Annotated in this window: 19 protein-coding genes; 9 read left to right on the top strand and 10 right to left on the bottom strand. The window is 56.9% G+C overall.

All coding sequences use genetic code 11. The features are described from left to right. Positions 1 to 86 precede the first annotated feature (86 nt). From CDQ91_RS06340 to CDQ91_RS06330, 3 genes are all read left to right on the top strand, one after another. Positions 87 to 2,489, top strand: a complete 2,403-nt coding sequence (locus tag CDQ91_RS06340) for a TonB-dependent receptor (protein ID WP_088471853.1) — start codon at positions 87 to 89, stop codon at positions 2,487 to 2,489. Positions 2,490 to 2,523: 34 nt separating this feature from the next. Continuing rightward, positions 2,524 to 3,294, top strand: a complete 771-nt coding sequence (locus CDQ91_RS06335; protein ID WP_201791865.1) for a glucose 1-dehydrogenase — start codon at positions 2,524 to 2,526, stop codon at positions 3,292 to 3,294. A gap of 146 nt (positions 3,295 to 3,440) precedes the next feature. After that, positions 3,441 to 4,523 (top strand): NADH:flavin oxidoreductase, encoded by a 1,083-nt coding sequence (locus tag CDQ91_RS06330; protein WP_088471852.1) that lies wholly within the window; start codon positions 3,441 to 3,443, stop codon positions 4,521 to 4,523. A 41-nt stretch (positions 4,524 to 4,564) separates the two neighbouring features. Here the strand turns inward: CDQ91_RS06330 and CDQ91_RS06325 are convergent, their stop codons facing one another. The 3 genes from CDQ91_RS06325 to CDQ91_RS06315 form a co-directional block, all read right to left on the bottom strand. Beyond that, a complete protein-coding gene (locus tag CDQ91_RS06325) occupies positions 4,565 to 5,344 on the bottom strand; it encodes an EthD domain-containing protein (protein ID WP_237245850.1) in 780 nt (259 codons plus the stop codon). A 45-nt stretch (positions 5,345 to 5,389) separates the two neighbouring features. Continuing rightward, on the bottom strand, positions 5,390 to 6,283 hold the full coding sequence (locus CDQ91_RS06320) for an alpha/beta hydrolase (RefSeq protein ID WP_088471850.1): 894 nt from the start codon (positions 6,281 to 6,283) through the stop codon (positions 5,390 to 5,392). 349 nt (positions 6,284 to 6,632) lie between these two features. Further along, the gene (locus CDQ91_RS06315; protein WP_088471849.1) at positions 6,633 to 7,970 is read right to left on the bottom strand and encodes a tyrosine-type recombinase/integrase; all 1,338 of its coding nucleotides are present in this window, start codon (positions 7,968 to 7,970) and stop codon (positions 6,633 to 6,635) included. Positions 7,971 to 8,277: 307 nt separating this feature from the next. Between CDQ91_RS06315 and CDQ91_RS06310 the strand changes: the two genes are divergently transcribed. Beyond that, positions 8,278 to 8,766 (top strand): hypothetical protein, encoded by a 489-nt coding sequence (locus CDQ91_RS06310; protein WP_088471848.1) that lies wholly within the window; start codon positions 8,278 to 8,280, stop codon positions 8,764 to 8,766. A gap of 12 nt (positions 8,767 to 8,778) precedes the next feature. On the opposite strand, the gene CDQ91_RS06305 is transcribed toward CDQ91_RS06310, so the two are convergent. Next, positions 8,779 to 9,804: an IS1595 family transposase gene (locus tag CDQ91_RS06305; protein WP_144036703.1), complete on the bottom strand. Its 1,026-nt coding sequence runs from the start codon at positions 9,802 to 9,804 to the stop codon at positions 8,779 to 8,781. 141 nt (positions 9,805 to 9,945) lie between these two features. On the opposite strand from CDQ91_RS06305, the gene CDQ91_RS06300 reads away from it, so the two are divergent. The 5 genes from CDQ91_RS06300 to CDQ91_RS06280 all read left to right on the top strand — a co-directional run bounded on the left by CDQ91_RS06300 (position 9,946) and on the right by CDQ91_RS06280 (position 18,567). Next, on the top strand, positions 9,946 to 10,287 hold the full coding sequence (locus CDQ91_RS06300; RefSeq protein ID WP_088471846.1) for a DUF6471 domain-containing protein: 342 nt from the start codon (positions 9,946 to 9,948) through the stop codon (positions 10,285 to 10,287). Positions 10,288 to 10,299: 12 nt separating this feature from the next. Beyond that, positions 10,300 to 13,038, top strand: a complete 2,739-nt coding sequence (locus CDQ91_RS06295; RefSeq protein WP_088471845.1) for a class I SAM-dependent DNA methyltransferase — start codon at positions 10,300 to 10,302, stop codon at positions 13,036 to 13,038. Between the two features lie 13 nt (positions 13,039 to 13,051). After that, positions 13,052 to 15,097, top strand: coding sequence for a DEAD/DEAH box helicase family protein (locus CDQ91_RS06290; protein ID WP_088471844.1), 2,046 nt, complete (start codon positions 13,052 to 13,054; stop codon positions 15,095 to 15,097). Next, positions 15,097 to 16,290, top strand: coding sequence for a GIY-YIG nuclease family protein (locus CDQ91_RS06285; RefSeq protein WP_088471843.1), 1,194 nt, complete (start codon positions 15,097 to 15,099; stop codon positions 16,288 to 16,290). The genes CDQ91_RS06290 and CDQ91_RS06285 overlap by 1 nt, the downstream gene beginning before the upstream one ends. Before the next feature lie 174 nt (positions 16,291 to 16,464). Beyond that, positions 16,465 to 18,567, top strand: a complete 2,103-nt coding sequence (locus tag CDQ91_RS06280) for an AAA family ATPase (protein WP_088471842.1) — start codon at positions 16,465 to 16,467, stop codon at positions 18,565 to 18,567. Positions 18,568 to 18,678: 111 nt separating this feature from the next. Here the strand turns inward: CDQ91_RS06280 and CDQ91_RS06275 are convergent, their stop codons facing one another. The 6 genes from CDQ91_RS06275 to CDQ91_RS06255 all read right to left on the bottom strand — a co-directional run bounded on the left by CDQ91_RS06275 (position 18,679) and on the right by CDQ91_RS06255 (position 24,814). Then, positions 18,679 to 19,296: a hypothetical protein gene (locus CDQ91_RS06275; protein ID WP_144036702.1), complete on the bottom strand. Its 618-nt coding sequence runs from the start codon at positions 19,294 to 19,296 to the stop codon at positions 18,679 to 18,681. 424 nt (positions 19,297 to 19,720) lie between these two features. Continuing rightward, a complete protein-coding gene (locus CDQ91_RS20955; protein WP_144036701.1) occupies positions 19,721 to 19,915 on the bottom strand; it encodes a hypothetical protein in 195 nt (64 codons plus the stop codon). 112 nt (positions 19,916 to 20,027) lie between these two features. Next, entirely contained in the window at positions 20,028 to 22,130 is a 2,103-nt protein-coding gene (locus CDQ91_RS06270; protein ID WP_088471840.1) for a phosphocholine-specific phospholipase C, read from the bottom strand. Positions 22,131 to 22,164: 34 nt separating this feature from the next. Beyond that, entirely contained in the window at positions 22,165 to 23,160 is a 996-nt protein-coding gene (phnE, locus tag CDQ91_RS06265; protein WP_088471839.1) for a phosphonate ABC transporter, permease protein PhnE, read from the bottom strand. Continuing rightward, positions 23,157 to 23,882 (bottom strand): phosphonate ABC transporter ATP-binding protein, encoded by a 726-nt coding sequence (locus CDQ91_RS06260; RefSeq protein ID WP_088471838.1) that lies wholly within the window; start codon positions 23,880 to 23,882, stop codon positions 23,157 to 23,159. The genes phnE and CDQ91_RS06260 overlap by 4 nt, the downstream gene beginning before the upstream one ends. Further along, positions 23,879 to 24,814 carry a phosphate/phosphite/phosphonate ABC transporter substrate-binding protein gene (locus CDQ91_RS06255; protein ID WP_088471837.1) on the bottom strand — a complete coding sequence of 312 codons (936 nt, stop codon included), beginning with the start codon at positions 24,812 to 24,814 and terminating at the stop codon, positions 23,879 to 23,881. Before CDQ91_RS06255 ends, CDQ91_RS06260 begins: the two co-directional genes overlap by 4 nt. Positions 24,815 to 24,915 lie beyond the last annotated feature (101 nt).

Here is a 24,915-nt window from a genome sequence, read left to right as displayed (position 1 = left end):
CGGTTCGTGCCGATCCTCGGGAAAATTTCTCTCCCGTAGGTTTCGGGGGATCGGTTTCACAAAAATAAAATCTAGGGAGAGCTTCAATGAACCATATCAATCGTGCGCTTTTGGGTGCCAGTATCGCTGCTATTGCCTTTGCCGGCCAGGCGCATGCCCAAGCCGTCGCGCCCGCTGCCGATACCCCCTCCCAGCAGCCGGTTGAGGTTGAAACTGCCAATCAGGCGCCAGACTCGGGTGACATTGTGGTCACCGCCAACAAGCGCGAGCAGCGCTTGAACGACGTCGGCATCACCGTCGCGGTGGTTTCAGGGGATGCGCTGCAGAACCGGCAGATCAACTCGCTGGCGGATCTTGCAAACGCGACACCCAGCCTCTCCTTTACCAACAGCGCGAACGGCACACCGGTGTACACTCTGCGCGGCGTCGGCTTTTACGAAACGTCGATTGGTGCTTATCCGACCGTCAGCACATATGTGGACGAGGCGCCGCTCGCGTTTCCGGTCCTTTCGTCCCACTCGGCGTTTGACCTGGAGCGGGTCGAAATTCTGAAGGGCCCTCAGGGCACCCTGTTCGGCCAGAACGCCACCGGCGGCGCGATCAATTATATCGCTGCCAAGCCGACTAACGAATTGAGTGCGGGCGGCAGCATCTCCTATGGTCGCTTCAACGAGGTCGTTGCCGATGCCTTTATCAGCGGTCCGATCTCCTCGACGCTGAGTGCGCGCCTCGCCGGCCGGATCGAACGCGCCGACGGCTGGCAGATCAGCAACTCGCGACCGGGGGACCGGAACGGCAAGGTCGAAAACTATATGGGCCGCCTGTTGATTGATTTTGAGCCGACCGAGCGGCTGCGTTTCAAATTGAATATCAATGGCTGGAAGGATAATAGCGAAACGCAAGCGCCCCAGTATATTGCGCTGTTTCCGCAAGTGCCTGCGTTCGTGACACCCCAATTGGCAGCAGCGCAGTTTTCGCCGGAGCGGCCGCAAGCAGCTGACTGGACTCCCGGCGTCCCCCGGCGCAGCAACAGGCTTGGACAAGCGACCCTTCGTACCGAATTCGACGTGAGCGACGACGTCACGCTGACCTCGCTCACGTCTTATGTCGATTATAAGCAACGGCAGGGTGATGAGGGCGATGGCCTTCCGCTTTCGACGCTCGACCTTGTCAATAACATCGGCCGGATCAAGAGCTTCAACCAAGAACTCAGGATTTCGAACAATAGCGGGTCGGACTTTCGTTGGGTCGTCGGCGCAAACTATGAGCGCAGCAAGGTCAATGAACTTATCGATCTATCGTTTCCTGACGTTTCCGTCAGAGGCCTTTATGGATCGTTCGGTTACCCGTTCTTCTCGCTATCCTACTCCAACGATCAAAAGATGGAGAATTATGCCGGCTTCGCGAACATCGAATATGATATCGGCCAACTGACAGTGAAGCTGGGTGGCCGCTATACCAAGTCGCGGACCGACGCCAGCGAGTGCGGGTTCGACGACAGCGGCAGTCCCATAAACACCGGCCCCCTGTTCTACGATGTGCTTTTCGGCGGAGCGTTGGGGCCATATGCCGGGCAATGCTACCAGATCAACAATACGCCGGACACGTACAACGGGGTTGCACCTGGCGCATCCGGCCGCTTCACCGACACGCTGAAAGAGGACAATTTTTCGTGGCGCGTGGGTCTGGATTACAAGCCGGTGGACGACGTCCTTCTCTATGCCAACGTAGCGAAAGGCTATAAGGCCGGCAGCTATCCGACGCTCTCGGCCTCGCTCTTTAGCCAGTATCTCCCGGTAGTGCAGGAGTCTGTGCAGTCTTATGAGGCAGGGTTCAAAGCCACGCTGCTCGATCGGACGCTGCAACTGAACGGTGCGGTCTTCTATTATGATTACACCAACAAGCAGCTGCGGTCGAAGTTCGTAGATCCGAATTTCGGAATTTTGGACGTGCTTCAAAATATTCCGAAGTCGGACGTCAAGGGCTTCGAAATCGAGATGAGCATCCGGCCGACGCAGGGCCTCGTGATCAACAACACATTCACCTATCTCGACGCCACCATCAAAGAATTCACCGGCATCAACTCAGGCGGCATTTCGGCCAATTTTGCCGGCGCAAATGTCCCGTACACGCCGAAATATCAGTTCGGCAGTAACATCGATTATGAGTTCCCTGTTTCCGACTCGTTGAACGCCTTTCTGGGCACGAGTTTGAATTTCCGGTCTAAAACGGTGGCGACGATCGGCGGCGAAACCAATCCCGCGGGAGTCACTTCGCCAGTCACGACCGTTTTCGGCATCGACGACTATGTTCTGATCGATCTCCGCGCTGGCGTGGCAGCGGCTGACGACAGCTGGCGAGTGTCCGTCTGGGGCAAGAATGTGGGCAACGAATATTATTGGAACAATGTGGTTGCCGCGTTCGACACCATTCAGCGCTATGCCGGCAAGCCCGCCACCTACGGCGTCAGTGTAAGCTTCCGCTACTAGGTCTGACGCGCGCACAATTTTAATGAAGGACAAGATGATGGCAGACAGACTAAATGGCAAAGTGGCCGTAATTTCCGGCGGCGCCTCGGGCATCGGTGCGGCAGCGGCGCGCCTCTTCGTATCGGAAGGCGCAAGTGTTATCGTCGCGGATCTCCAGGAGCCTCTCGATGAGAAGCTTGCTGAACTCATCAAGAGCAAGCCCGAAGCGATCAAATTTCAGAAATGTGATGTTTCCGTCGAGGACCAAATTGTTTCAGCGATAGACGCCGCGGTCTCGGCATTTGGCAAGCTCGACACGATTGTTGCCTGTGCCGGCGTAGCCGGAATGGGCGCGGCAGGCGATATTTCGGCTGAGCATTGGGACAAAACCTTCGCAATCAACGCGCGCGGTGTGTTCCTGTTCAGCAAATACGCCATCCCGCACATGATCGAAGCGGGCGGCGGATCGATCATCAACATTTCCTCGGCGTTCGGGATTGTCGCCGGCCCCCAATTCGCCGCCTATGCTGCATCGAAGGGCGCGGTGCGCAATTTCTCGAAGTCGGTCGCGCTGGACTATATTGGCCAAGGCATTCGATCAAATTCGATCCACCCGGGTTACATCGACACCCCCATTGTGCAGAACATCATCAACAAAGCTGAGGATGTCGATGCTGCACAGGCGAGCTTCAACAAACTTCAGCCTGGCGGCCGCCCCGGGGTTCCCGAAGACATTGCGTGGGGCTGCGTCTATTTGGCCTCGGACGAGGCCCGCTTCGTCACTGGTGCCGAACTGGTCATCGATGGGGGACTACTCGCGCGCTAGAACTGAGGGCTGGCTCCGGTGAAGGCTCGCGGTGGTTTTGACCATCTTTGCAGAGCCTTCTGGATCGCGTTCTTCAAGGGGCGGCTTTGCAGTGGGCTCGGTTGTTGACAATTCACCGGCGCCCTACCGCCATAAGAGGCCTTCCTATGCCAGAATCAAGATTGTTTGAGCCGCTCTCGCTATCGAGAGGTCCTGCAATGAAAAATCGGTTGGTGCTGGCTCCGATCACCAACCAACAAAGCTATGCCGATGGTTCTCTTTCTTTGGATGAAATCAATTGGCTCGCGATGAGGGCGGCAGGCGGTTTCGGCTTAATCAGGACCGCAGCGGCCTCTGTGCAGCACGTAGGGCAAGGGTTTCTTGGACAGCTTGGCATCTATGATGACTATCATATCGCGGGGTTAACCAAACTCGCTGCGACACTTCGCGCCAACGGTGCGATATCTGCAGTACAACTATACCACGGCGGCGACCGCGCCTCACCCGAACTAGTGGGTAAGCCAGTGTCTCCGTCGGACGGTTCAAATAATGACGCCAGAGCCCTGAATATAGGCGAAATCGAGCGGTTGAGAGAAGATTTCATATTGGCGGCGTTGCGTTCTGAAAAGGCAGGGTTTGATGGAGTCGAAGTCCACGGCGCGCATGGCTACGTTCTTGCGCAGTTTCTTTCGCCAGTCATAAACCGACGTACAGATCAATATGGCGGCAGCCTCGAAAACCGCGCCCGGCTGCTTTTAGACGTCATTGACGGAATCCGCGCTCGTTGCCGTTCGGATTTTCAAATTGGTCTACGGCTTTCCCCGGAACGGTTCGGAATGAAGTTGGACGAGGTTCGGGACCTCGCCACCGAAATCATGCGCAATGACAAGATCGATTATCTGGATATGTCGTTGTGGGACGCAACCAAAGAGCCGCACGATGAAGCTCACCGGGGCCAAAGCTTGCTGAGCTATTTTACAGAGATTCCCCGTGGGAATGTCAGGCTTGGCGTAGCTGGCAAAATCACGAGCGCCGCCGATGCGAGCGGCCTTATCGAAGCGGGTTGTGACTTCGTGACCATCGGCCGCGCTGCAATTTTGTGCGCTGACTTTCCGAAACAAGTCCAGCAAAACCTCTTTTATGAGATGTCCACAATGCCGGTCGACGAACAAGAATTACGAAACCAGGGTGCAAACGCGCAATTTGTTGATTACCTTCGCACATTTCCGGGATTGGTTAGCGCCAACTAGCGCGACTACAATCATTGCGACGGCCAAGCTGTCCGGGTTCACTACACTACGGATGTCGCGCCGATGTAATCAAAAATGGAACGCTCCTTGGCAGCGAACGCGCGCGTCAACGCAGGATCGGTAAAGCCATCTTCATCCTGCCGAATTGCTGCCACGGCCGAAATCGCTTCGGGCGAGGCCAATGCTTGCCGCATCGCCCCCATGCTTGGCCACCACATTTCTGTCACACCGGAAGGCGCTGGTCGCCACCCGCGCAGGTCGGCGAAATCGAATTTCGCCTCGGGATCGCCGTGATTCTGGACGTATTTGGAAATGCCCAAAGCCGTTGCGTGCTGCCGGATCAGGTCGGCATGTTTGGTGCGCCAATGCCCGCTGAATTCGGCCTTGCACAAATCCGGGCGCTTCCAGATATCGATCACCATTTTGACCGCAGGGCCGCTCCCGGGGGGCAGCCCGTCAGACTGATCGAGTATGACATCCTCGAGGGCGATAAATCCGCTGACGTTGGAAGTGTCGGTAAAAGCCTGTTCGTCGGTCTCTAATAGAGCACTGGCATCGATACCTTCGGGCGACCCAAGTGCACTCTCCATTCTCTCCCAGCTCTCCCACCACAGCTCCGACTGGCCATCGAGTGGGCTGCGCCATGGCCGCCCAGCCGAGAAATGTGCGATTTCAGGCAAGTCGATCCGGTGCGCCTGAATATAGCGCAAGAAGCCCATTGCCTGCGCGTGGTTTCGAACGAGGTCGCCATGCCCATGTAGATAGCGCGGGTAGAATTCGGCCTCGCTCATGCCTTGCTTGCGCGGCACCTGACACAGCATCTTGATCAAGATAATCTCCTTAAAGCCTGGGCCAGCCGTTTGCGGCTACATGTCCAGGTGCTTATCGAAAAACGCCCCTGCCTCCTCTAGTGCAGCCTGACCTTCGTCCAGCGTGCCCGTAAACAACTGCCAGACATGGGGAAGTCCCTGATAGACTCGCAGGTGCACCTGAACATCCACAAGGATCGCGGCTCGCAAAAGCCTCAAGGAATCATCCAGAAGAACCTCGTGACTACTGACCTGGATCAAGATCGGCGGTAATCCCGCTAGGTCGCCATAGATCGGTGACGCTTCTGGTGATGCGGCCTCTGCGCCTGCAAGATAGGTTTCCGCCATGCCGGGAGCCACGCCTTCGGTGACCACAAAATCACGGTCCCGGTTATCGACAAGCGACTGTCCGGCCGTGCCCATGTCGGCAAATGGCGAAAACAGAACAGCTGCACGGGGAAGAGGAATATTGCGCGCCTTGCATCGCAGCATTGTGGCGACGACAAGACCGCCCCCGGCAGAGTCGCCCGCGAAGAAAATGCGATCGGGCGGCGTGCCGCTATCGAGAAGCCACTGATATGCGGCGACGGCATCATCCACCGCTGCGGGAAACGGATGCTCAGGTGCGAGGCGGTAATCAACGGCCATAGTGCGCATCGACGCGGCCTGACCCAGCCTCGCAACAAGACCCCGATGCGATGTGATGGAGCCGATCACATATCCGCCGCCGTGCAGATAAAGTAACGTAGCGTCGGTTCTCGATCCCGGCGCGACTCCGATTTCACAGGGCACCCCATTGGCATCGACAACCTCGAATTTGATCGAGGGATCAAATGGCGTGAAATCGGCAAACCCGTCGAACGCCACGCGCAATTCCGGTACCGGCAGCGACCCGAGATCAGGGCCCGAGCGGATCATCTCATTGACTTGTTGCAGCTGTTCTTGGGACATGGTCGTCAACTCCGCTCAGTTAAATTGCCTGGAAAATTCAGACGCGAATACAACGCTTCTTAAGTTGGAAGGTGCGGCTGGGAAGTCGATCGTATTCACAAAGACCGCGGCCACCCGCTAGCGGCATCTGCCAAAACTCGATGTCGGTGGCTTGGCTCGTGCAGCCGGGCGCGCCGAATCGGGGTCGCGGCTGATCGCTCAGATGGCGCACAGAGCTCTGCAACGATGATCCTCTCCATATTATCGGATCTTGTTAGTGGAATAGCTTGCCGCAAGCAAGTATCAAGATGGTTTCGCAATTTTGCTTTCGAGCGGTAAATCTTCCCACCGTCGTCTAAGTGGGCCAGCATTAAGCCGCCATTTTCTCAGGGGCTTGTTGTCGCAACAGGAATTCTTGGAGCGCAGTCTTTCGCGAATTGCGATCAAGCGAATAGGCTCTTTGCTTGAATACGGTACCTTCAAGCAGCGCCGCGATGTATCCGGCAAGCGTATCGGCGGCAACGATCAGCGTGGCGTCCAGGACGTGGATATATTTGCTCGTGACGGTGCCTTTCGCGTGACCCATCAGGGCCGCGATCGTCACCTCGGTAAAACCAAGATCATTCCCGATACTCGCAAAACTGTGGCGCAAGACGTGCGGCGTGACCCCCTCGAGCGGCGAGCCGACGAAAATCTCGTTCCATTGATTAGGCAGTCCGCCGAACGCCGTGTCTTCGCCGCGTGGGCCGGGAAAGACGAAAGTACCATTCTCGTCGTTGTCGCGTGACTCCAGAAACTCCACTACGGGGAGGCCGATTGGTCGAACCGACCGACCCTCCTTGCTGTCCGAGAGACGTAAACAGCTTCCGTCGAGATCAACGTCGCACCATTTAAGGTTGATGATCTCGCCGCGGCGGCAGCCCGTCATGGCGATCTGGCGAATGATTTGGATGGTTTCTCCGTACCTTTCATTCTGGGCGGCGGTATTGAGCATCCGCCCAAGGATTCGGTACTCACCGTCATTCAAGCGACGTGAGCGAACATTGTCTTTCGGGCGCTTGATGCCATGAGCCGGATTGCTGTCGATGACCCCGAGATCGACGGCATACGTCAGTATCCCGCCGATCAATCCGAGCGTCCGGGCTGCGGTGCCGGGACCACCGCGCACGTTCGCCCGTCCGCGCAGCTTGTTGGTCTTGATGAAGGCCCTTGTCTTGCCCGCCATGATATCGCGCATGACTTTTGTGAGGATCGCCTTGGTCACATCCTTGACCCGACGCGATCCAAGCAAGGGAATAACGTGCCGCTCGATACGTCCGAGATCGATATCGACGGTTGACTGCTTCTTGGGCCTGCCGCCTTTGCCGAGGATGAGACCGTTTCTAAGATCGTTCATGTAGAGCTCGCAGAGCTCCTTCATCGAAATGGCCTTATTGAGTTCGGCCCGTTCTTCCGCAGGATCATCGCCCTGAGCTACGCGACCCAACTGCGCCTTGGCCTCGCGCCTCGCGCTCTCCGGCGTCCACACGCCGTGAAGTCCGATAGTGTACCGCCGCGAGCGGCCGTCGGCCCGGTATTGAATGAGATAGCTTCGTTTGCCGGTCGGAAAAATCCGGAGTCCGAAGCCGGGAAGTTCGTCGTCCCAGAGGACATAGTCTTTCGATTCTGCTACAGCGGTATCGACAACGCGCTTGGTCAGTTTGACCACGGGCCTTCTCCAATTGTGACCCTAATTTCGCGTAAGCACCACGTAAGCAGCCGGGAGGAAATCGGGGCGTAAACAAGGATACGTCAGCGGAAGCGACCAAAGCAAGAAAGCAACAGCAGTATAGTGACTTAGGTAAGAAAAACTTGCTCTAGCTCGGACTGGCGTAATTATGTTAGTACCCCCTCCGAAGGCAGAGGCCAGGGGTTCGAATCCCTTCGGGTGCGCCATTTTTCCAGTCTTCTGGCGCAAAAAAACCAATAACATAAGGGTTTGAGAATCGAGTTGATGCCTTTAGTCCGTTTTCAGGATGGGCGTTTCAAATCTTAAAACCGGACTGCTGCGGAAATACGCGGCTTGGCGCGGCGAGCGCCTGCAGCTCGAGGTCAAGATCGCAAAAATCGAAGCGGAGTATGAAACCGTCGAGGAAAAACGGGCACGAATCGCACGTCTGGACGAACTCACAAAAGCTACCGTTGAAATCATGGCCGAAATTGATCCGAAGTGGAGCCCTGAGCATACCAAACCGGTAAAGCCCAAGAACCAGGTAATCCCCTTCGAGCATGGCGCCACGACCAGAACGGCGTTTGCGATCATGCGCGAACTCGCGCGTCCGACCAATCCTGCAGAATTGGCAACGCTCGTCATGGAACGGCTGGGCGGCGACGTTTCTGATGAAGACCTAATGGACCGAGTTAAGGCGGCGATCGACGCGAGTCTGCGTTCAGCCGGCGCCGAGGTGAGAGTGCTCAGCACGCGCCCGACACGTTGGGAGATTGTTCCTATTTCTGAAGTGTGACCGAGGTCCGTTTCAGAAGGGGAACTTGCTTTTGTGGCGCTGCCAGTAGCCAGCGAAGGTGGACCGACCAGAACGCATCAAGCATTCAACCAACATGCGGATCTGCTGGCCATTGTCGACGAAACGATTTTCCTCCCGCCAAGCTAGCTCCACGCCATATTGCTCGGCATATCTCTCCCACCAATAACGATAGACGCCGCGTTCGGCAGCGCGCACGCGGGAGAAGAAGCTTTCGGCCCAGTTCGTGCAGGCGCCATCCTGCACGTAAGTCTTGGAGTGATTGACCCGCATCATCGGGAAATGGAGGTTCAAGCGCTCCCATTGCGACCCATAATCAGCATGGACAATGGTCCCCGGCTTCAGGACGGATTTGATGAAACCAACCGCTGCGGCTTCGTTCTTTCTATGCGTTACCCTGATTCGGCCAGTCTCGGTGCCGTCGGCCGAAGGTCGTTCCCGGACGACAACGAGCGACGTGGTCTTCTTGCGATAGATATCGTAGAATTTTTCGAGATCGGCCTCATTTGTGATCGGGAACGGCGGCTTCATCTTCTTGCTGCCGACGAACAGGCCATCGATTTCAACCACGCCCTCTAGCGTTTGATCATAGTCGATTTTCATCGACTCGCGGATCTTATGGCCAAATACGAACGGCGTTTTGTATGAGTTCTTGAACTCGCGCTTGAGACGCAGCGCGGCTGTGCCCAGCACGCCGCTGACGAAGGTCGCGATGGCCGCGAGGATGTCGCAGAAGGATCGTTTCCGACTTGCGAGGGGCGTCCTGCTGGTGACCGTATATTGCAGATAGCATTTGCTGGTTTCGCCGGTGATCTCGTTTTTGATCGCCCCCTTGCACTTCCATTTCCTGTTCTCGACCAGGGTCCACGACTCCTTGCAGCCGCATTCCGGGCAGGTCGGGATGCCATCCGGCCATTTGATCGATTTGAACATCTCGTAGGCGTCATCCTCCGTCATGCGATAGATGTCTCGCATGCTTAGCGAACTGGCCGCTGGAGAGAGGAGGAAATGCTGTGCCACGATATATGATGCTCTGCGTCATCATATACGATGATGTTTCCGCGAAGTCGAGTCATAATCATCACAAACGATGATGCGCCTCACTGCTGACGATGGCGCCCTCCTTTGCAAATTTGGAAGTTGAACCTATAACTTCCGCGCATGACTGATGATCAAACCAAAACCGGCGAAACCCAGGCGAACGACAAGGCGTGGGAAGAGCTCGTGAAAAACATGCTGCGCGCGGAGATGATGCGCCGCGGAGTTTCCTATGCAGCCTTGGCGGACCGGCTCGCGGAGTTCGGTATCACCGACAACGAGCTGAACTTGCGAAATAAGGTGAGCCGCGGCCGCTTCACAGCCGTCTTCATCATGCAGTGCTTTATGGCGCTAGGGGTAGACTGGATCCAGATGCCGTCCTCGCTGATCGAGGGCGCTGAAAAAGGCGCTGCACAAGGGCTTGCTCGTGGGAAATCCGGTCCCCGTGCCGGTTCAGACGACTGACGGCGCGGTCTCATGGCATTGAACACGATCGCAATCGAGGAAGAGCTCGACCAGTTGGTGGCAGACGTCACATCCGGCGCCTGCACGCTTCACGATTTTCCGTTCCGCGTGATGGAAGCTTTCGATGCGTCTCGCAACGAGGTCACAAAGCTTCGTATGAAGCATCCTGCAGGACTGGCGGCGTCCGATATCCTATGGCCGAAGAAGCTCCTCTTTCGAGCTGCGGACGCCGGACAGGTCCAAAACACAATTGAAGACCTGAAGGCGTCTTTGATCGGAAAGAAAGGTGCGGCGTCTAAAAATGCGCCTCGCTTCCTTATGAGCACCGATGGGGACGAGTTTCTGGCCGTCGATATAAAGACAGGCGAAACTCCATCGTTCGATCGCTTGGCGGACCTGGCAGTCAATTACGATTTCTTGCTGCCCATGTTTGGTGTCGAGCGCTACAAGCCGGCTCCTGAGACGGCTGCCGACGTCCGCGCTGCTCGTCACATGGCCAAATTCCATGATGCAATTCGGGACGCCAACCCGACTTGGGGCGCCGACCAAATCCACGACCTCAATATATTTATGACGCGGTTGCTGTTCTGCATGTTTGCGGAAGACACTGGAATATTTTCTGAAAAGCTTTTCCTGAACACTTTGCGCAGGGAAGCACGTGAAGTCGACGGGTCTGATACGCAACGCGTCATCGAGGATATTTTTCTATCGTTGGACGTGGCGGATAGCGAAGCTCGTCGGGCTCGAGGCGTGCGGTCTCAGCGCATAGCCGGTGACTTTCCTTATGTAAATGGCGGCTTGTTTCGTGATCGAACTGAGGTTCCAGTCTTCAATCGTCGGGCGCGACGGCTTCTGTTTGAAGCCGCTGAACTCCAATGGGATCAAATTCACGCCGACATTTTTGGCTCTATGATCCAAGCAATCATACACACTGATATGCGTGCCGATTTTGGTATGCATTACACCTCCGTGCCGAACATCATGAAGGTGCTAGAACCGTTGTTTCTCAATTCTCTTCGAGAGCAACTGACCTTAGCCGGAGACAATATCAAGGCGCTCGAAAAACTGGTCGGCCGAATTGCACATATTCGGATTTTCGATCCGGCCTGCGGTTCAGGCAATTTCCTTATCATCGCTTATCGTGAGCTCCGGCTGATTGAGACCGAAGCGTTTCGCCGAATGCGCGACGTTAAACGAAGAGGTCAGCTCGCGTTGGCTGATTACCAGACGGGGATTCGGATTAGCAGCTTCTATGGAGTAGATCCGGTCGACTTCGCTTGCGAAACAGCCAAGCTCTCGCTGTGGATTTCTCAATATCAGATGAACCGAAAATTGGACGAGATCTGCTCAGCCCCTACGCCTGCGTTGCCATTATCTGACGCGGGAAGCATCGTGGTAGGGAATGCCTTAAGAGCAGACTGGCTGACCATTTGCCCACCTGAAGATGGTGCCGAAATTCTAATTATTGGGAACCCGCCCTATCTTGGGCGCCCCAAAAGAACGCGCGAACAACAGCGCGATATGGAAATAGCCTTCGCGAATGAAAACGGCGTTTTCGGGAATTTAGATTATGTCGCCGCTTGGTTTGCTCGAGCTGCCGATTACGCCCAAAAAACGGGGGCAGAAGCGGCATTCGTCACAACCAATTCTCTGTTTCAAGGGGAACAGGTGCCCTTGTTGTGGCCACTTATAAATAAAAAGAAAGCGGAATACGGATTTAGTTATAAACCGTTCAAGTGGAGCAATAGCGCAGCTAAAAATGCTGGTGTTATTTGTGTGATCGTCTCGGTTAGACCGATTAGTAACAAACCGAAGTTTATTTTCGGATCAGAACATAAGCTCGCTGCTTCAAATATAAATCCTTACCTTGTTGACGCTCCAGATATATTCGTTGAACGTCATGCGTCTGCTATTTCAAGGCTTCCACAAATCGAATTAGGGAACGCTGCCAAAGACGGCGGCCATCTCATGTTGTCGTCGGATGAAGCTGCTAAATTGTGCCAAGATTTTCCCAGCTCAAAAACCTTCATTCGACCAGTTTTTGGCGCACAGGAATTTATTCAAGGGCAGACGCGATATTGTCTCTGGATTAGAGACAGTGATCTCGCCGCGGCAAAAGCGATCCCGGCTATTGCTGAACGATTAAGGCTCACCGCGGCAGTTCGATCGGCGAGTCCGAAGGCGTCGACCGCAGCTTCTTCGGCATGGCCTCACCGATTCAACGAAGTAAGGCATCGGGATGAAGCCTTTCTCATCATACCGCGAGTTTCGTCCGAACGGCGACCGTATCTTACCGTGGGTTTTCTTCCTCAGAATACAGTCGCTACCGACAGTGCGTTCGCTATTTATAATCCGCCGACCTGGGTCTTTTCCATTCTCAGCAGCACCCTACACCGTGTCTGGACAAGCGCAGTCGGGGGTCGGCTTAAATCCGACTACAGATACTCGAACACGCTTGTTTATAACACTTTTCCAATCGCTTCCTTATCAGATGAACAACGCTCACAGCTTGAGGATCACGCCTTGAACATCCTTCGGGTGCGTGAGCCTTATATCGCTGGCGGGAAAACAATTGCTTGGCTCTACAATCCGGAAACCTTGCCGGCCGATCTCGTTGGAGCGCACCGTGAGCTCGATGATTTCCTAGAGACCATTTATATTGGACGTCCATTCAAAGACGATGATGAGCGGCTTGGGCACCTGTTTAAGCTTTACGCGCGAATGACCAAGAAAGTGGCGAAAGCCGCCTGAGCCGGAGATTTCCATGCCTGACTTCGTAACTGTTGAATATGGGGCCACCGGCGCCAGCAAGTCGACCAACGATATGGGAATGCGTGCCATGCAGTCCCGTGCGTTTGACGCGCGGAACTCGCAGTATTTGTTGATCAAGTCCCCGCCGGCATCTGGGAAAAGCCGAGCGCTCATGTTTCTCGGGCTCGATAAGCTGGCCAACCAAGGTATCAAGAAGATCATCGTCGCCGTTCCAGAAAGGTCGATCGGAAACTCGTTTCGGTCGACAAACCTAACGCAACATGGGTTTTTCGCTGATTGGACCGTGTCACCGCAGAATAATCTGTGCGATCTGATTGGTGGCGAGGGCGGCAAGATCAACGCCTTCATTCGATTTATGCAAAGCGAAGACGAAATCATCGTCTGCACCCATTCCACGCTTCGCCATGCGTTCGATCGGATCATGAACGACGGTCAAGGCATTTCAGCTTTCCATCATTGCGCCCTCGCGATCGACGAGTTTCATCATGTGTCGGCCGACGCAGATAATCGCTTGGGCGAGTTGATCCGCGCGGTAATGAACGAAGGCTCGGCTCATTTGATCGCAATGACCGGGTCGTATTTCCGCGGCGACCAGGTGCCGGTGCTTCGGCCTGAGGACGAAGAGAAGTTCACGCGGGTCACATACACCTATTACGAGCAGCTTTCGGGCTACGAGCACCTCAGGACCCTTGGTATTGGCTACCATTTTTACCATGGCAACTACCTGACCGCGATTGGCGAGGTTCTCGATCCGACCAAGAAGACCATCATTCATATCCCGAACGTCAATTCGCAGGCGGCGATGGGCGATAAAATAAAGGAAATGAACGGCATCCTCGACGTCCTTGGCGACGTCATCGAAATCGACGAGGTGACGGGCTTCCAGCTTTTACGCACGCACGGTGGCAAGATCCTCAAGATTGCAGATCTGGTGACCCCCGATACCCAGCAGAAGGTTTTGTCCGGACTGCGGGATGTGGAAAAGAAGGATGATCTCGACATCGTCATCGCCTTAGGCATGGCGAAGGAAGGCTTTGACTGGATCTGGTGCGAGCATGCCCTGACCATCGGTTACCGCGGCTCCCTGACCGAGGTTGTGCAGATCATCGGCCGTGCAACCCGCGACGCGCCCGGAAAGAGCCACGCGCAGTTCACCAACCTTATTGCAGAACCCGATACGGCCGACGATCTGGTGCGCACGGCAGTGAACGATATGCTGAAAGCAATCGCCTGCTCTTTGCTCATGGAACAGGTGCTGGCGCCAAACTTCAACTTTCGCACCAGGCCATCGGACGATCGCTTCGATGGTGTGGCAAGGCCCGCGACCCGTATTGACCTACTCGATGCCGAGCCGACGATTGAGATAACGGGGCTCAAAGAGCCGACAAGCAAACGCGCCGTGGAAATCATTCAGACCGATATGACGGATCTCATGGCTGCTGTCCTGCAAGACTCCCAGGTGCTTCGGGCGAGCCTTATTCCAGACGAATTTCCGGCAGAGACGATCAATCAGCACCTTATCCCTGATCTGATCGCCCGGCGTTATCCCGACATCGCCGAGAATGAAGACGACATAGAGGCAATTCGCCAAAACGTGGTGGCGAGACGCGCTGTTCTCGCTCATCTGACGCAGGCCAGCCGTCAGGAGGGCCTTCCTCCTTCCGAAGACGGAGATGCCACCGACGGTCAGAAGGCTCATGCGCAGCTGCTGAAGCTGACCTCGAAATTCGTCACGATGCCGGAGCTCAGCATCGACCTGATCGACCAGGTTAACCCCTTTCAGCAGTCATATGAAATTCTGTCGAAGGCGCTGGGCGAATCTGTTCTCCGGCGAATTCATCAGACCATTGCGGAAACCAAGATCACGATTAGCGAGGCCGAGGCTTTGGCACAGGTGCCGCGTATCCGCGCGTTCAAGGAGCAGCACGGGCGGGATCCGAACATCAACTCGGCAAATCCGATCGAGAAACGCATGGCCGAAGCCCATGCCTGGATACGAGCTGCGGCAATCCGACGGCAGAGGGAACAGGCCGCCTGATGTCTCGGTCAGTCAGTCGTTTCTACGATATGCTGGACGAACTCATTGCGTCCAAAGACGATCTGTTCGTTCCTGAAACGAAGAAGGTGTCGTCCCCGGCCGATGACCAGGCTCGACTGTTCCTGGAAATCGTAGCATTTCGCGAGCGTCATGGCAGGGCGCCGGACCCAGCTTCCCGATCGCCCGAGGAAATGAGGCTGGGTGTGCGGTTGGCCGCGTTCCGAAATGATGAGGCCAAAGTCCGGGCGCTCCGGGATCTGGACCAATATGATCTTCTCGTGCCGGCCGAGCATGACAAAGATCGGATCCCCGCCAGCCTCGACGAACTCATCGCGGCCGACGATGATCTGCTGTCGACACCCGACGATCACATTTTCGAGTTCCGGGCCACTCCGCCGCCTGTCCCCAAGGCGGAAGCGGATATGATTGCCGAACGGATACCGTGCGCCGAGTTCGAGAAGTTTGCTCCCATTTTTGACGAATTCATCGCTGATATTGCTTCCGGCGCCAGATCAACGGTTCCGACCAGCTCCACATACCAGATTGCTGCCGGTGATATGTTCATCCTCGATGGGCAGCTCGCCTACATCGCTGAGGTTGGTGCATGGATGACGCGCACCCGCGGCGACCAGAAAGATGCCAGGCTCCGTATCATTTATGACAGCGGGACCGAGAGTGGCCACCTGCTCCGCTCCTTCGGAAAGGCACTGTATCGGGCAGAGAATAGCCGCAGGGTGCTTTCGCCGCAGGCCGGCCCTCTCTTCGAGGGGCAGGCGGCCCCGGTGACTGGGTGCATTTACGTCGCGAAAACACTGTCCGACGATCCCGCCTTAGCCGATCTGAAGCATCATATGGTGAAGATAGGCTCTACGACTGGCTCGCCGGCCAGTCGAATCAGCACCGCTGAAAACGATCCCACCTTCCTCATGGCGAAGGCCGAGATCTTGGCTGAATATGACACTCGCGGCGTGGCCCCGAAAAAGATCGAAGGGCTACTTCATCGCTTTTTCGCCGGCGCCTGTATCGATGTCCGACTGCCCGATCGATTTGGTCGGTCGGTGGATCCGCGTGAATGGTTCTTCATTTCGCCTGCAACCGTTGAATATGCCGTTCGGCTAATCGCGACAAGGAGCCTGCATCTCTATAGTTATGACCTAGAAAAAGACCGGGTCATGACACGCGCAGAAGGGTAAAATGAGCCGTGGAGAGCGAATTGAAATCGCCTAAGAATTGCAGAGCGATGAATGCAACGAAAAAACGGCGTCATGTAGATAACGATGGATTTTCGCCCTCGAACAAACCTAGAACTTTTCACGTTTTACGGGTATATGCGACAGCGAAGAAATAGCTGATGGAGTTTAGATGAAATGCGGTTGCTGCGTTACAGGGTCACAAACTTCCGATCAGTTATTGACAGCGGATGGATCAGCATTGACGACGTAACGGCACTGATCGGTGTCAACGAGTCCGGCAAGTCCAACCTCTTATTGCCTCTTTGGAAACTCAAACCTGCTCGGGAAGGCGATATAAGGCCAACGTCGGATTATCCCAAAACGATGTTCGCCGAGATTCGCGAGAACCCTGGAAGCTTCTGTTTCATCTCGGTGGAATTTGACTTGGGAGATGTGGCTGACCGTTTCGCCGGTGCGGCTGGGATTACTCTTGAGGACGCGCAGGTCGTTCGCGTCGATCGATACTACGATGGCGAATACAAAGTTAGCTTTCCGCGGCATCAGCATCATACAACAGCGTCGGCAGAAGAGGTCGAAGGCCTGCTTCAAACTGCGCTGACCGAGATCAAGTCGATTTCGGCCCTCGCGAAAGAAGAGACTCAGAAGGACGAGTTGGTTTCGGGCATCGAGTCTGCCATTCTTGGTCTCCCTACAGTCCCGCTGTCCGCCGACGAGCTTAGCGCACTAACAAGCGATTTGCGCGCCCTAGCGCCAGAGGCTCCCGCAAAAACAAGCAGCATTTTCCCTCGTCTTGAGGCACTAGCCGCCCAGATCGACGATTTGCAGGCTCGGCTGCTCGCTCCCGCTCCCGGAACAGTCGAATCTGTCAAAGCGGCAATAATTAAGCGAGTGCCGCGTTTCGTTTATTACTCAAATTACGGCAATCTCGACTCTGAGATTTATTTGCCTCACGTTGTAGACAATCTCGAGCGTGACGATCTTGGGGAGAAAGAGGCAGCAAAAGCCCGCACTTTGCGTGTCCTCTTTAGCTTCGTTCGTCTCGAACCCAGCGAAATCTTGGAACTGGGACGAGATGAAACGACTGTTGGAAATCCTCCTCGTGGGCCGTCTGAGGCAGAAATAGCTGAGGTTGCCGAGCGGAAGCGAGAACGCTCAATCCTGCTCCAGTCGGCAGGGACGACGCTCACGTCGCGATTCAAAGACTGGTGGAAACAGGGCGATTATCGGTTTCGCTTCGAGGCAGATGGAAACCATTTTCGCATTTGGGTCGCGGATGAGCGGCGACCTGCAGAGGTCGAGTTGGAAGGTCGAAGCACCGGACTGCAATGGTTCCTCAGTTTTTATCTCGTGTTTCTGGTCGAAAGTGCAGGCCAAGGGGAGCATGAGAACGCGATCTTGCTCTTGGACGAACCAGGCCTATCTCTGCATCCGCTCGCCCAGTATGACCTTTCAAAATTTTTCGACAATTTAGCGAAGACAAACCAGATCCTTTACACGACCCACTCTCCGTTCCTCGTTCACGCCGACCGGCTCGATCGGGCACGCAAGGTTTACGTCGATGAAAAAGGAGCAACACAAGCGACTTCTGATCTGCGTAAAGGAGCCGAACTTCAGCCAGGCGCTGCCTATGCCGTGCACTCCGCGCTTGGACTGAGCATTGCGGATAGTCTCATGCTGGGCTGCCAGCCGGTTATCGTGGAAGGCAGTTCGGATCAGCACTATCTTACGGCAATCAAGACATTACTCGTGTCGTCCGGACGCCTCAAGCCAGCAAGGGAACTTGTCTTTCCACCGGCCGGCGGCACCAAGAACACCCGAATGGTTGCGAGCATACTTACCGGACGCGATGAAGCTCTACCTTACATGATTCTTGATGGGGATGAGAGCGGACGCCGGATCGCAAAGGAACTCGGATCAAGTCTCTATCAGCAACAGCCTGACCGCCTGATCATTATCGACAGCTATACTGACATAAATGGGTCAGAAATTGAGGATCTTATTCCAGCTAGCGTAATCGCCAGCGTGATCGATCGGATATATCGTCTGGCCGATAATCAATTTTCTGACTCCGTTGAAACGGGGCGCCCAATCTTAGACCAAATCGAAGCGTGGGCTCAAAAGGAAAAGATCGATCTCGAGCCAGGCTGGAAAGTCGAAGTTTCCAAAAACGCGAAGCAGTTTCTGCTGAAAAACGGGATCTCTGTTATCTCTGAAGAGTATGTTGATCGCTGGCAGAAGCTCTTTGATCTCCTAGGGTCGACAACCACGGATCAATAAGGCGCGGCTGGTATTCGCTCAGCCATCGTTTTTGCTAGATTTTGTGATTCGTCACGCTGCTTGACCCACGTCCGAGAGAAGACTCAACCTTCTGACGATACGTAGTGTTTGCTATGATAGTTCTCGAGTCATCGACCCGATTAAAACGTAGACATCTTCAATATGGCGATCATCGTAGCAATAATTCCAACGCTCGTCGGCCACCTTCACGTTATTGTCGATGCGCTTAAACCAAAACCGTCCCTCTGCTCCATCCCGCGACGAGAACGCGCTCCAGCCTGAAAAATTGGACGTTGGTTTACCGTCGGTCACTTCTAACTCGCCGCCAATTGTGCATTTCTTCGACGAGACACCCAATGGGGTGGTGACAGTGTCGCTATCGACGGAATAGCTCTTCCCATCCCCGGATATGATCAAATAGCCTGTAAGCGTGCCCTGAGGATCCGGCTGTGCAAAAACTTGACACGTGCTGCTCCGCCACAAGTCTACACAGCTCTCCTTTACATATTTTCGAACGTCGAACCCCATGAGTTTCATGTTAGTTGTTGAGGGTAGCTGTGCCTTATTTACCCCGTCAGAAATACTCAGGCGCCACTCCTGACCACGGATGTCTCTTCCCACCTCGCTACGAGAAGACGTCGTTTCAGGCGCCTGAGCAGACACAGCTTGCTCAGAACATGCGCTAAGAAAATAGATGGCCGTCGCCAAGAAAATCCAGTCACGTCGCATCGTCGATCCTTATATTTTAATCAAAAGCCTTTGGAGTTTTAGGATCAAAACAGCGGAAGGCAAAGCAATTTGCCGATACAGCTATCGCCGCGTAACGGGAAGCTAAGGCAAGCATCCATGCCATCACCATTTCACAAACTCATAACAATGACCAGCATCGAAGCTAAAAAATGATTAGCTTGGGAGACCGGCGTCTTGATCCTAAAACTGCTGAGAGTTGGGCTAATAGATTCCGGAAGTGGGCGACATGAACACGGGCAAAGGCTTGAAGCGGCTTGGGATAGTGATTTAAATTCCATATTTCACTTGGTGGGCCTTGGTCTTCGCAATCAACATCGAAACACTTCAAGAGTGCTCCGGTTGGTTCTGGGGTCCATTTGATGGGTGCAGCAATGAAATATCTTGGGAATCTATGGAAAGCGCGTCAACCGCGGTCATCAAGAGCGTTTTCTTCGGCATCGTCTTGCCCGTGTTGGCGTGGCCCACGTTTCTCATCGGTCGATGGATCTACCGTGGCTTTAAATCTTGATCCGTAATTTTGGTTTTTTTGCTCCATAAGACTGCATTTTTCAATGGCCTGGCCATGCGGCCATTTCAGCACATCAAAATTTGACGACATGATTGTCGCGGTCGCCCGCGGTCGAATCTTTGTGCTGTCTGCTTGCCGTCGCGCGTCGCTCCGCACGAATTGCCGGGCAGGTGATGAACCTGCCCGGCAATTCCGGGTGCTATCAGGCGAAGATATAGGGGTCGCTGATGCCGTGAACGCCGCGCTCGATGCGCCCGGCGAGGCGGGTTTCGATGCCGGTCAGCGTGACGGTCACGTCGTACCAGTCATGATCCTTCGGGGTCGGCCACGCCTGTATCGCCTTGCTGTAACCCGCGATTGCAATCTCCTTGCTGGCGGAGGGCGCATAGGCGTCGCGGGCGATCACCGCCTTTTGCGGATCGCCCGCTTCATTAACGAAAGCAAATGCCAGCTTCTTGCCTTCATAGCGCGCGGTCATCGTCGGTGCGTGCGCCGCGTGACCCAATTTTCCGCGAAAGGCCCGGTGGAATCCGTTGGGGCCGAGCACCCACAGGTCGAACGCCCCATCGGCTTCGACGTCCCAGCGATCGTCGATCGTCTTGCCCGCCTCGACGGTGTAGCGGCGCGGGATGCGATCGAGGTTCTGCTTGTCGTAGACGTGGAAAACAGCGCCCGCTGAGCCTTGATTGACGAAGTCGAGTACGACCGCCTTCCCCGCGGCGTCGATCCGGGCATCGACGTGGAGCACATAAGGCAGAGCGCGTGAGCGGCGGATGCCCTTTTCCTGGAACAGGTCCTGCGGCACGCGCGGCGGCATCGCCTTGGGGCGCTGCAAATGCGTGTCGAGGATTGCGGTCGATCCGCTGACATCGGGCAGCGCGGGAAAGGCCGCGTCGGCGCTTTTGGTGAAGTCGAAGCAGGAAGTCATGTCGCCGCACACCGCGCGGTGCCAAGGGCTGATCGCCGGGATGGTGACGCCGAAGCGCTTTTCGAGAAACTGGCCGACCGAGGTGTGATCCATCACTTCGCTGTTGGCCCAGCCGCCCTTGCTCCATGGCGAGACGACATACATCGGCACGCGCGGGCCAAGCCCGAAGGGGCGCGTCGTCCCCGAGATGCTGTCGTCGCGCGACAGATATTTATCCTCATGATCGTCGAAATAATGGCCGGGCAGCGCGAGCGTCGCCTTGCCCGCGAGCGTGCCGTCGGCGTTGTACGACGGCGGCGCGGCGGGAGGCAGATGGTCGAACAATCCGTCATTCTCGTCGAAGGTCTGAAAGAAGACCGTGCCGCTCCACACGTCGGGATTGGCGGTCAGCGCATCGAGCACGCGCGCGGTGAATTCGGCGCCCTCGATCGGGGTCGAGGCCGAAGGATGCTCGGACCATTGCTTGGGCGGCAACACCCACGACACCGCGGGCAGCGTGCCGTTCTTCGCGTCCTCGGCGAGCTTCTCGAGCGAGTGATGCGCCATGCCGCGCTCATAGATCGGCGAGCCCGGCTTGGCGTCGCGAAAGCCTTTGAACGCCAGCCCGCCGTGCATTGCCCCGGTCCAATTGTCATTGGGGTCCTGATAGATGCGCCAGTCGACGCCCGCGGCTTCGAGCACTTCGGGGATCGTCGCCCATTCGAGCGCATTGCCGGCATAGGTATAACCCGGTTCGGGCAGCGCGCCCTTGATCCAGCAGCGGAGGTTATTGGGTTCGGACTTGTCGTCGCGGCAATTGGTGCCGGTCGCGGCAACTTCCGGGTCGAAGTTGGAGCCCGACCAGAAGACGATGCGGTTGGGATCGGTGCCCGTTGTGATCGAGCAATGATAGGCGTCGCAAATGGTGAAGGCCTCAGCGAGCGCGAACTGGAACGGAATATCCTCGCGCCTGTAATAGCCCATCGAATAGTCGGTCTTATATTTGGGCCACAGGCCGAACTTGCCCTGATTCCACGCCGCCTGTGCGTCGGAGAAGCTGTGCGGGGTGCCCGGCACCTTCAGCGCGTTGGTGCGCGCGGTGTCGAGGTGGAACGGCGGCAGTTCGCGCGCGCCATTGTTCTGGAACCAGACATTCTTGCCATCGGGCAGCGGGATCGGATGGCGATCACCGAAACCGCGCACGCCCTTCATCGTCCCGAAATAATGATCGAACGACCGGTTTTCCTGCATCAGGATGACGATGTGGCGCACATCCTTGATCGTGCCCGTCGTCCGCTTCGCGGGGATGGCCAGCGCCCGGCCGATGCTGGCGTGGAACGCGGCGGCCGATCCGGCGACACCGGCGGCTTTCAGGAAATGTCGTCTCGACTCGCTCATTCAAACTACTCCGGGTTGAAAAGGAAAATGTGCGTCACCGCCACGCCCGACGCGCGCGGCACGCGATCAGGTCGAGCGCCAGGATGACGATGAAGATGGCGATCAGGATCGTGCCGACATGGCCATATTCATACATGTCGAAGCGGCCCTTCAATTCCTGGCCGATGCCGCCCGCACCGACGAGGCCGATCACCGCGCCCATGCGGACGTTGCGATCGAAGGTGTAAAGCGTGCAGGCGATATGCTGCGGCAGCGCCTGCGGCAGGATCGCGCAGCGCCAAATCGTCAGCCGCGCAGCGCCCATCGCCGCGAGTGCGGCTTGCGGGAGCGGATCGGCATCCTCGATATCGTCGGCGTAGAATTTGCCGAGGAAGCCCGCCGCATGCAGGCCGAGTGCCAGCACCCCGGCAATCGGCCCGAAACCATAGGCGATGACGAGGAAAAGCGCGGAGATGAGTTCGGGCACCGCGCGGAGAAAAGCCGATGCCGCGCGGGCGATGCTGCGGATTGCTGGGTGCGGGGTGACATTGCTTGCGCCCAGCAGCGCGAGCGGCAATCCGATCAGCACCGCGATGACGGTACCCCAAAGCGCGATCTCGATCGTCTCGAGCATTTTTGCGGCGACGTGGAAGGCATAGCCGAAGGGTTCGACCAGCCATGCCGTGTGCACCGCGCGTTCTTCGTGGCGCAGCGTTTCGGGATTGAGTTCGGTGACTGGCGTTTCGACCGTTTCGATGCGCGCGAAGAGGGGGAGGCGTTCGGGGTCGAAATCTTCGATCCGGCTCACCTCGCGCCGCGACGATAGCTGGATTGGCGCCAGTTGAATGAGCGTTGTGCCCAGCCCCTCGGCGACCTGTGAGCGCTCGGTGATTCCCGCCGTTGCCAACATGGCTTCGCCGCTGAGCGCCAGCATCCGGTCGATCTCGACGCGCTGGCCGGTGTAGCAGAGCAGCAGAAACGCTGCGACGAGCAGCGCGACGGTGCGCGCGTTGAGCATCGCCGGAAAGCGCCAGGGAAGGGCTGTTTTCATTGCCCCACCGCCAGCAAACGTGGTCGGGTGATGTCACCGTCGAACTTCGCAGGGGTCCCGTCGAAGACGATACGGCCGGCGTCTAGCAGGATGATTCGGTCGGCGAAACGGCGCGCGAGATCGGGCTGGTGCAGGCTACAAATCAGTGTCGCGCCGAGGTCGCGCGCTTCGTTGCGAAGCAGCGCCAGTGTCGCTTCGCCGGTCGCGGGGTCGAGGCTGGAGACGGGCTCGTCAGCGAGGATGATCGCGGGGCGGTGGAGCAGTGCGCGAGCGATCGCGACGCGCTGTTGCTGGCCGCCCGACAGGCTGTCGGCGCGGCGCGCGAGATGGGTTTCTTCCAGCCCCAGTGCCGCGAGCAGCCTTGCGGCGCGCGCACGTTCGGACTGCGGATAGAGGCCGATGAAGGAGCGCCAGAGGGCGATATCGGCGACCGCCATGACATTGCGCGCGACGCTGGCCCGTCCGCACAGCGCAAAATCCTGTGGGATCAGGCCGATGCGGCGACGGAGCGCGGTGTCCGATGGCGCGCCACAGTACAACATGCTCCCGGTGCTGGGGGCGGTTATTTCCGCGAGTACCCGCAGCAAGGTCGATTTGCCCGCGCCGGATGCCCCGAGCACCGCACAGAACTGGCCTGCGGGAATGTCGAGCGATACATTCGCCAAGGCCTCGGCGCCGCCGGGATGGCGGAGGCTGAGATCGATGATGCGGACGTCGATCATCGGCGCGGCCTTTCGGCCGACTTGCGCAGCAATTCGTCCTTCAGGGTGTCGCTGACCTGCGCCATCTTCCGCTCGGCGGGGGCGAAATGATCGGGCGCGATATGGCCGACATAGGAATCGACCTGCGCGCCGCCATAGCCGCGGATCATCGCGGGCGTAACGCCGGGGCTGTCATCGAGATTCTCGAAAGCTGCGCGCAGTTGCCCGCGCAGCGCGGGCGACAGGCGCGTGCTGGCGATCAGTGGCGGATAGGGGATCGAGTCGCTCCGCGCGATCACGCGTAGCGACCGTGCGCCGGGGACATTGGCGCGGACGGCCTTGTCATAGGAATCGAAGGAGAGCGCCGCGGCGTCGACCTCATCATTGATCAGCGTCGCGAGACTGTTGGCGTGGGTGCCTGTCATGCGGACCGCCGACAGGTCTCGAACTGGATCGATCCCGGCATCGAGCAGCATGGTGATGGGGAAAACAAAGGCCGAGGTCGAATTGACGTCGCCAAAGGCGACGCGCTTGCCGCGCAGGTCGGCGATAGATTGGATGGACGATTCCGGCCGGACGAACAGCCCGGCATAATAGACTGAACGGCCTGATTTGACCGCGATCGCGAGCGGCTCGGCGCAGCCGCGCTTGCGGGCCTGGAGATAGGTGACGGACCCAACGAAGGCGATGTCAGCGGCATTGTTGCACATCGCCTCGACCACTCCGCCATAGGATTGCGCCACCTTCAGGTCGAAGCGGAGCCCGGTGCGGCGTGCCACGGCGTTGAAGATCGGCCGATAGTCGGCCAGCGTGCCGCTTTCGGTCCCGCCATCGGCGGGGATCAGCAACACGCGCAGTGGCGGCGGCTGCGCTGACCGCGGGCGCAGGGCCATCCAGCCCGCGCCGGCGACGAGCATCGCCACCAGCACGCCCGCCATGATCCACCGTCGCATAGGCAAGCTCCATCGACCCGAAAGACGGGGGGCAGCTACGAGGGGGCTGTGACAGCATCGTGAATCGGGTTCGGCGGGTCTGGCGCCGTCTGCGGCGCCAG

Source organism: Sphingopyxis witflariensis, assembly GCF_002205635.1.
Classification (GTDB): Bacteria; Pseudomonadota; Alphaproteobacteria; order Sphingomonadales; family Sphingomonadaceae; genus Sphingopyxis; species Sphingopyxis witflariensis.
The sequence above is the reverse complement of the archived record's forward strand: the minus strand, read 5'-3'. Positions and strand labels throughout refer to the sequence as shown.

Bases quoted from the DNA above. Each gene is read 5' to 3' on its own strand.
- CDQ91_RS06290 (WP_088471844.1), top strand. From the start codon at position 13,052: ATGCCTGACTTCGTAACTGTTGAATATGGGGCCACCGGCGCCAGCAAG.
- CDQ91_RS06340 (WP_088471853.1), top strand. From the start codon at position 87: ATGAACCATATCAATCGTGCGCTTTTGGGTGCCAGTATCGCTGCTATT.
- CDQ91_RS06270 (WP_088471840.1), bottom strand. From the start codon at position 22,130: ATGAGCGAGTCGAGACGACATTTCCTGAAAGCCGCCGGTGTCGCCGGA.
- CDQ91_RS06255 (WP_088471837.1), bottom strand. From the start codon at position 24,814: ATGCGACGGTGGATCATGGCGGGCGTGCTGGTGGCGATGCTCGTCGCC.
- CDQ91_RS06295 (WP_088471845.1), top strand. From the start codon at position 10,300: ATGGCATTGAACACGATCGCAATCGAGGAAGAGCTCGACCAGTTGGTG.
- CDQ91_RS06335 (WP_201791865.1), top strand. From the start codon at position 2,524: ATGATGGCAGACAGACTAAATGGCAAAGTGGCCGTAATTTCCGGCGGC.
- CDQ91_RS06320 (WP_088471850.1), bottom strand. From the start codon at position 6,283: ATGTCCCAAGAACAGCTGCAACAAGTCAATGAGATGATCCGCTCGGGC.
- CDQ91_RS06275 (WP_144036702.1), bottom strand. From the start codon at position 19,296: ATGCGACGTGACTGGATTTTCTTGGCGACGGCCATCTATTTTCTTAGC.
- CDQ91_RS20955 (WP_144036701.1), bottom strand. From the start codon at position 19,915: ATGTCGTCAAATTTTGATGTGCTGAAATGGCCGCATGGCCAGGCCATT.
- CDQ91_RS06300 (WP_088471846.1), top strand. From the start codon at position 9,946: ATGACTGATGATCAAACCAAAACCGGCGAAACCCAGGCGAACGACAAG.
- CDQ91_RS06330 (WP_088471852.1), top strand. From the start codon at position 3,441: ATGCCAGAATCAAGATTGTTTGAGCCGCTCTCGCTATCGAGAGGTCCT.
- CDQ91_RS06325 (WP_237245850.1), bottom strand. From the start codon at position 5,344: ATGCTGTGTCAGGTGCCGCGCAAGCAAGGCATGAGCGAGGCCGAATTC.
- CDQ91_RS06310 (WP_088471848.1), top strand. From the start codon at position 8,278: ATGGGCGTTTCAAATCTTAAAACCGGACTGCTGCGGAAATACGCGGCT.
- CDQ91_RS06280 (WP_088471842.1), top strand. From the start codon at position 16,465: ATGCGGTTGCTGCGTTACAGGGTCACAAACTTCCGATCAGTTATTGAC.
- CDQ91_RS06260 (WP_088471838.1), bottom strand. From the start codon at position 23,882: ATGATCGACGTCCGCATCATCGATCTCAGCCTCCGCCATCCCGGCGGC.
- phnE (WP_088471839.1), bottom strand. From the start codon at position 23,160: ATGAAAACAGCCCTTCCCTGGCGCTTTCCGGCGATGCTCAACGCGCGC.
- CDQ91_RS06285 (WP_088471843.1), top strand. From the start codon at position 15,097: ATGTCTCGGTCAGTCAGTCGTTTCTACGATATGCTGGACGAACTCATT.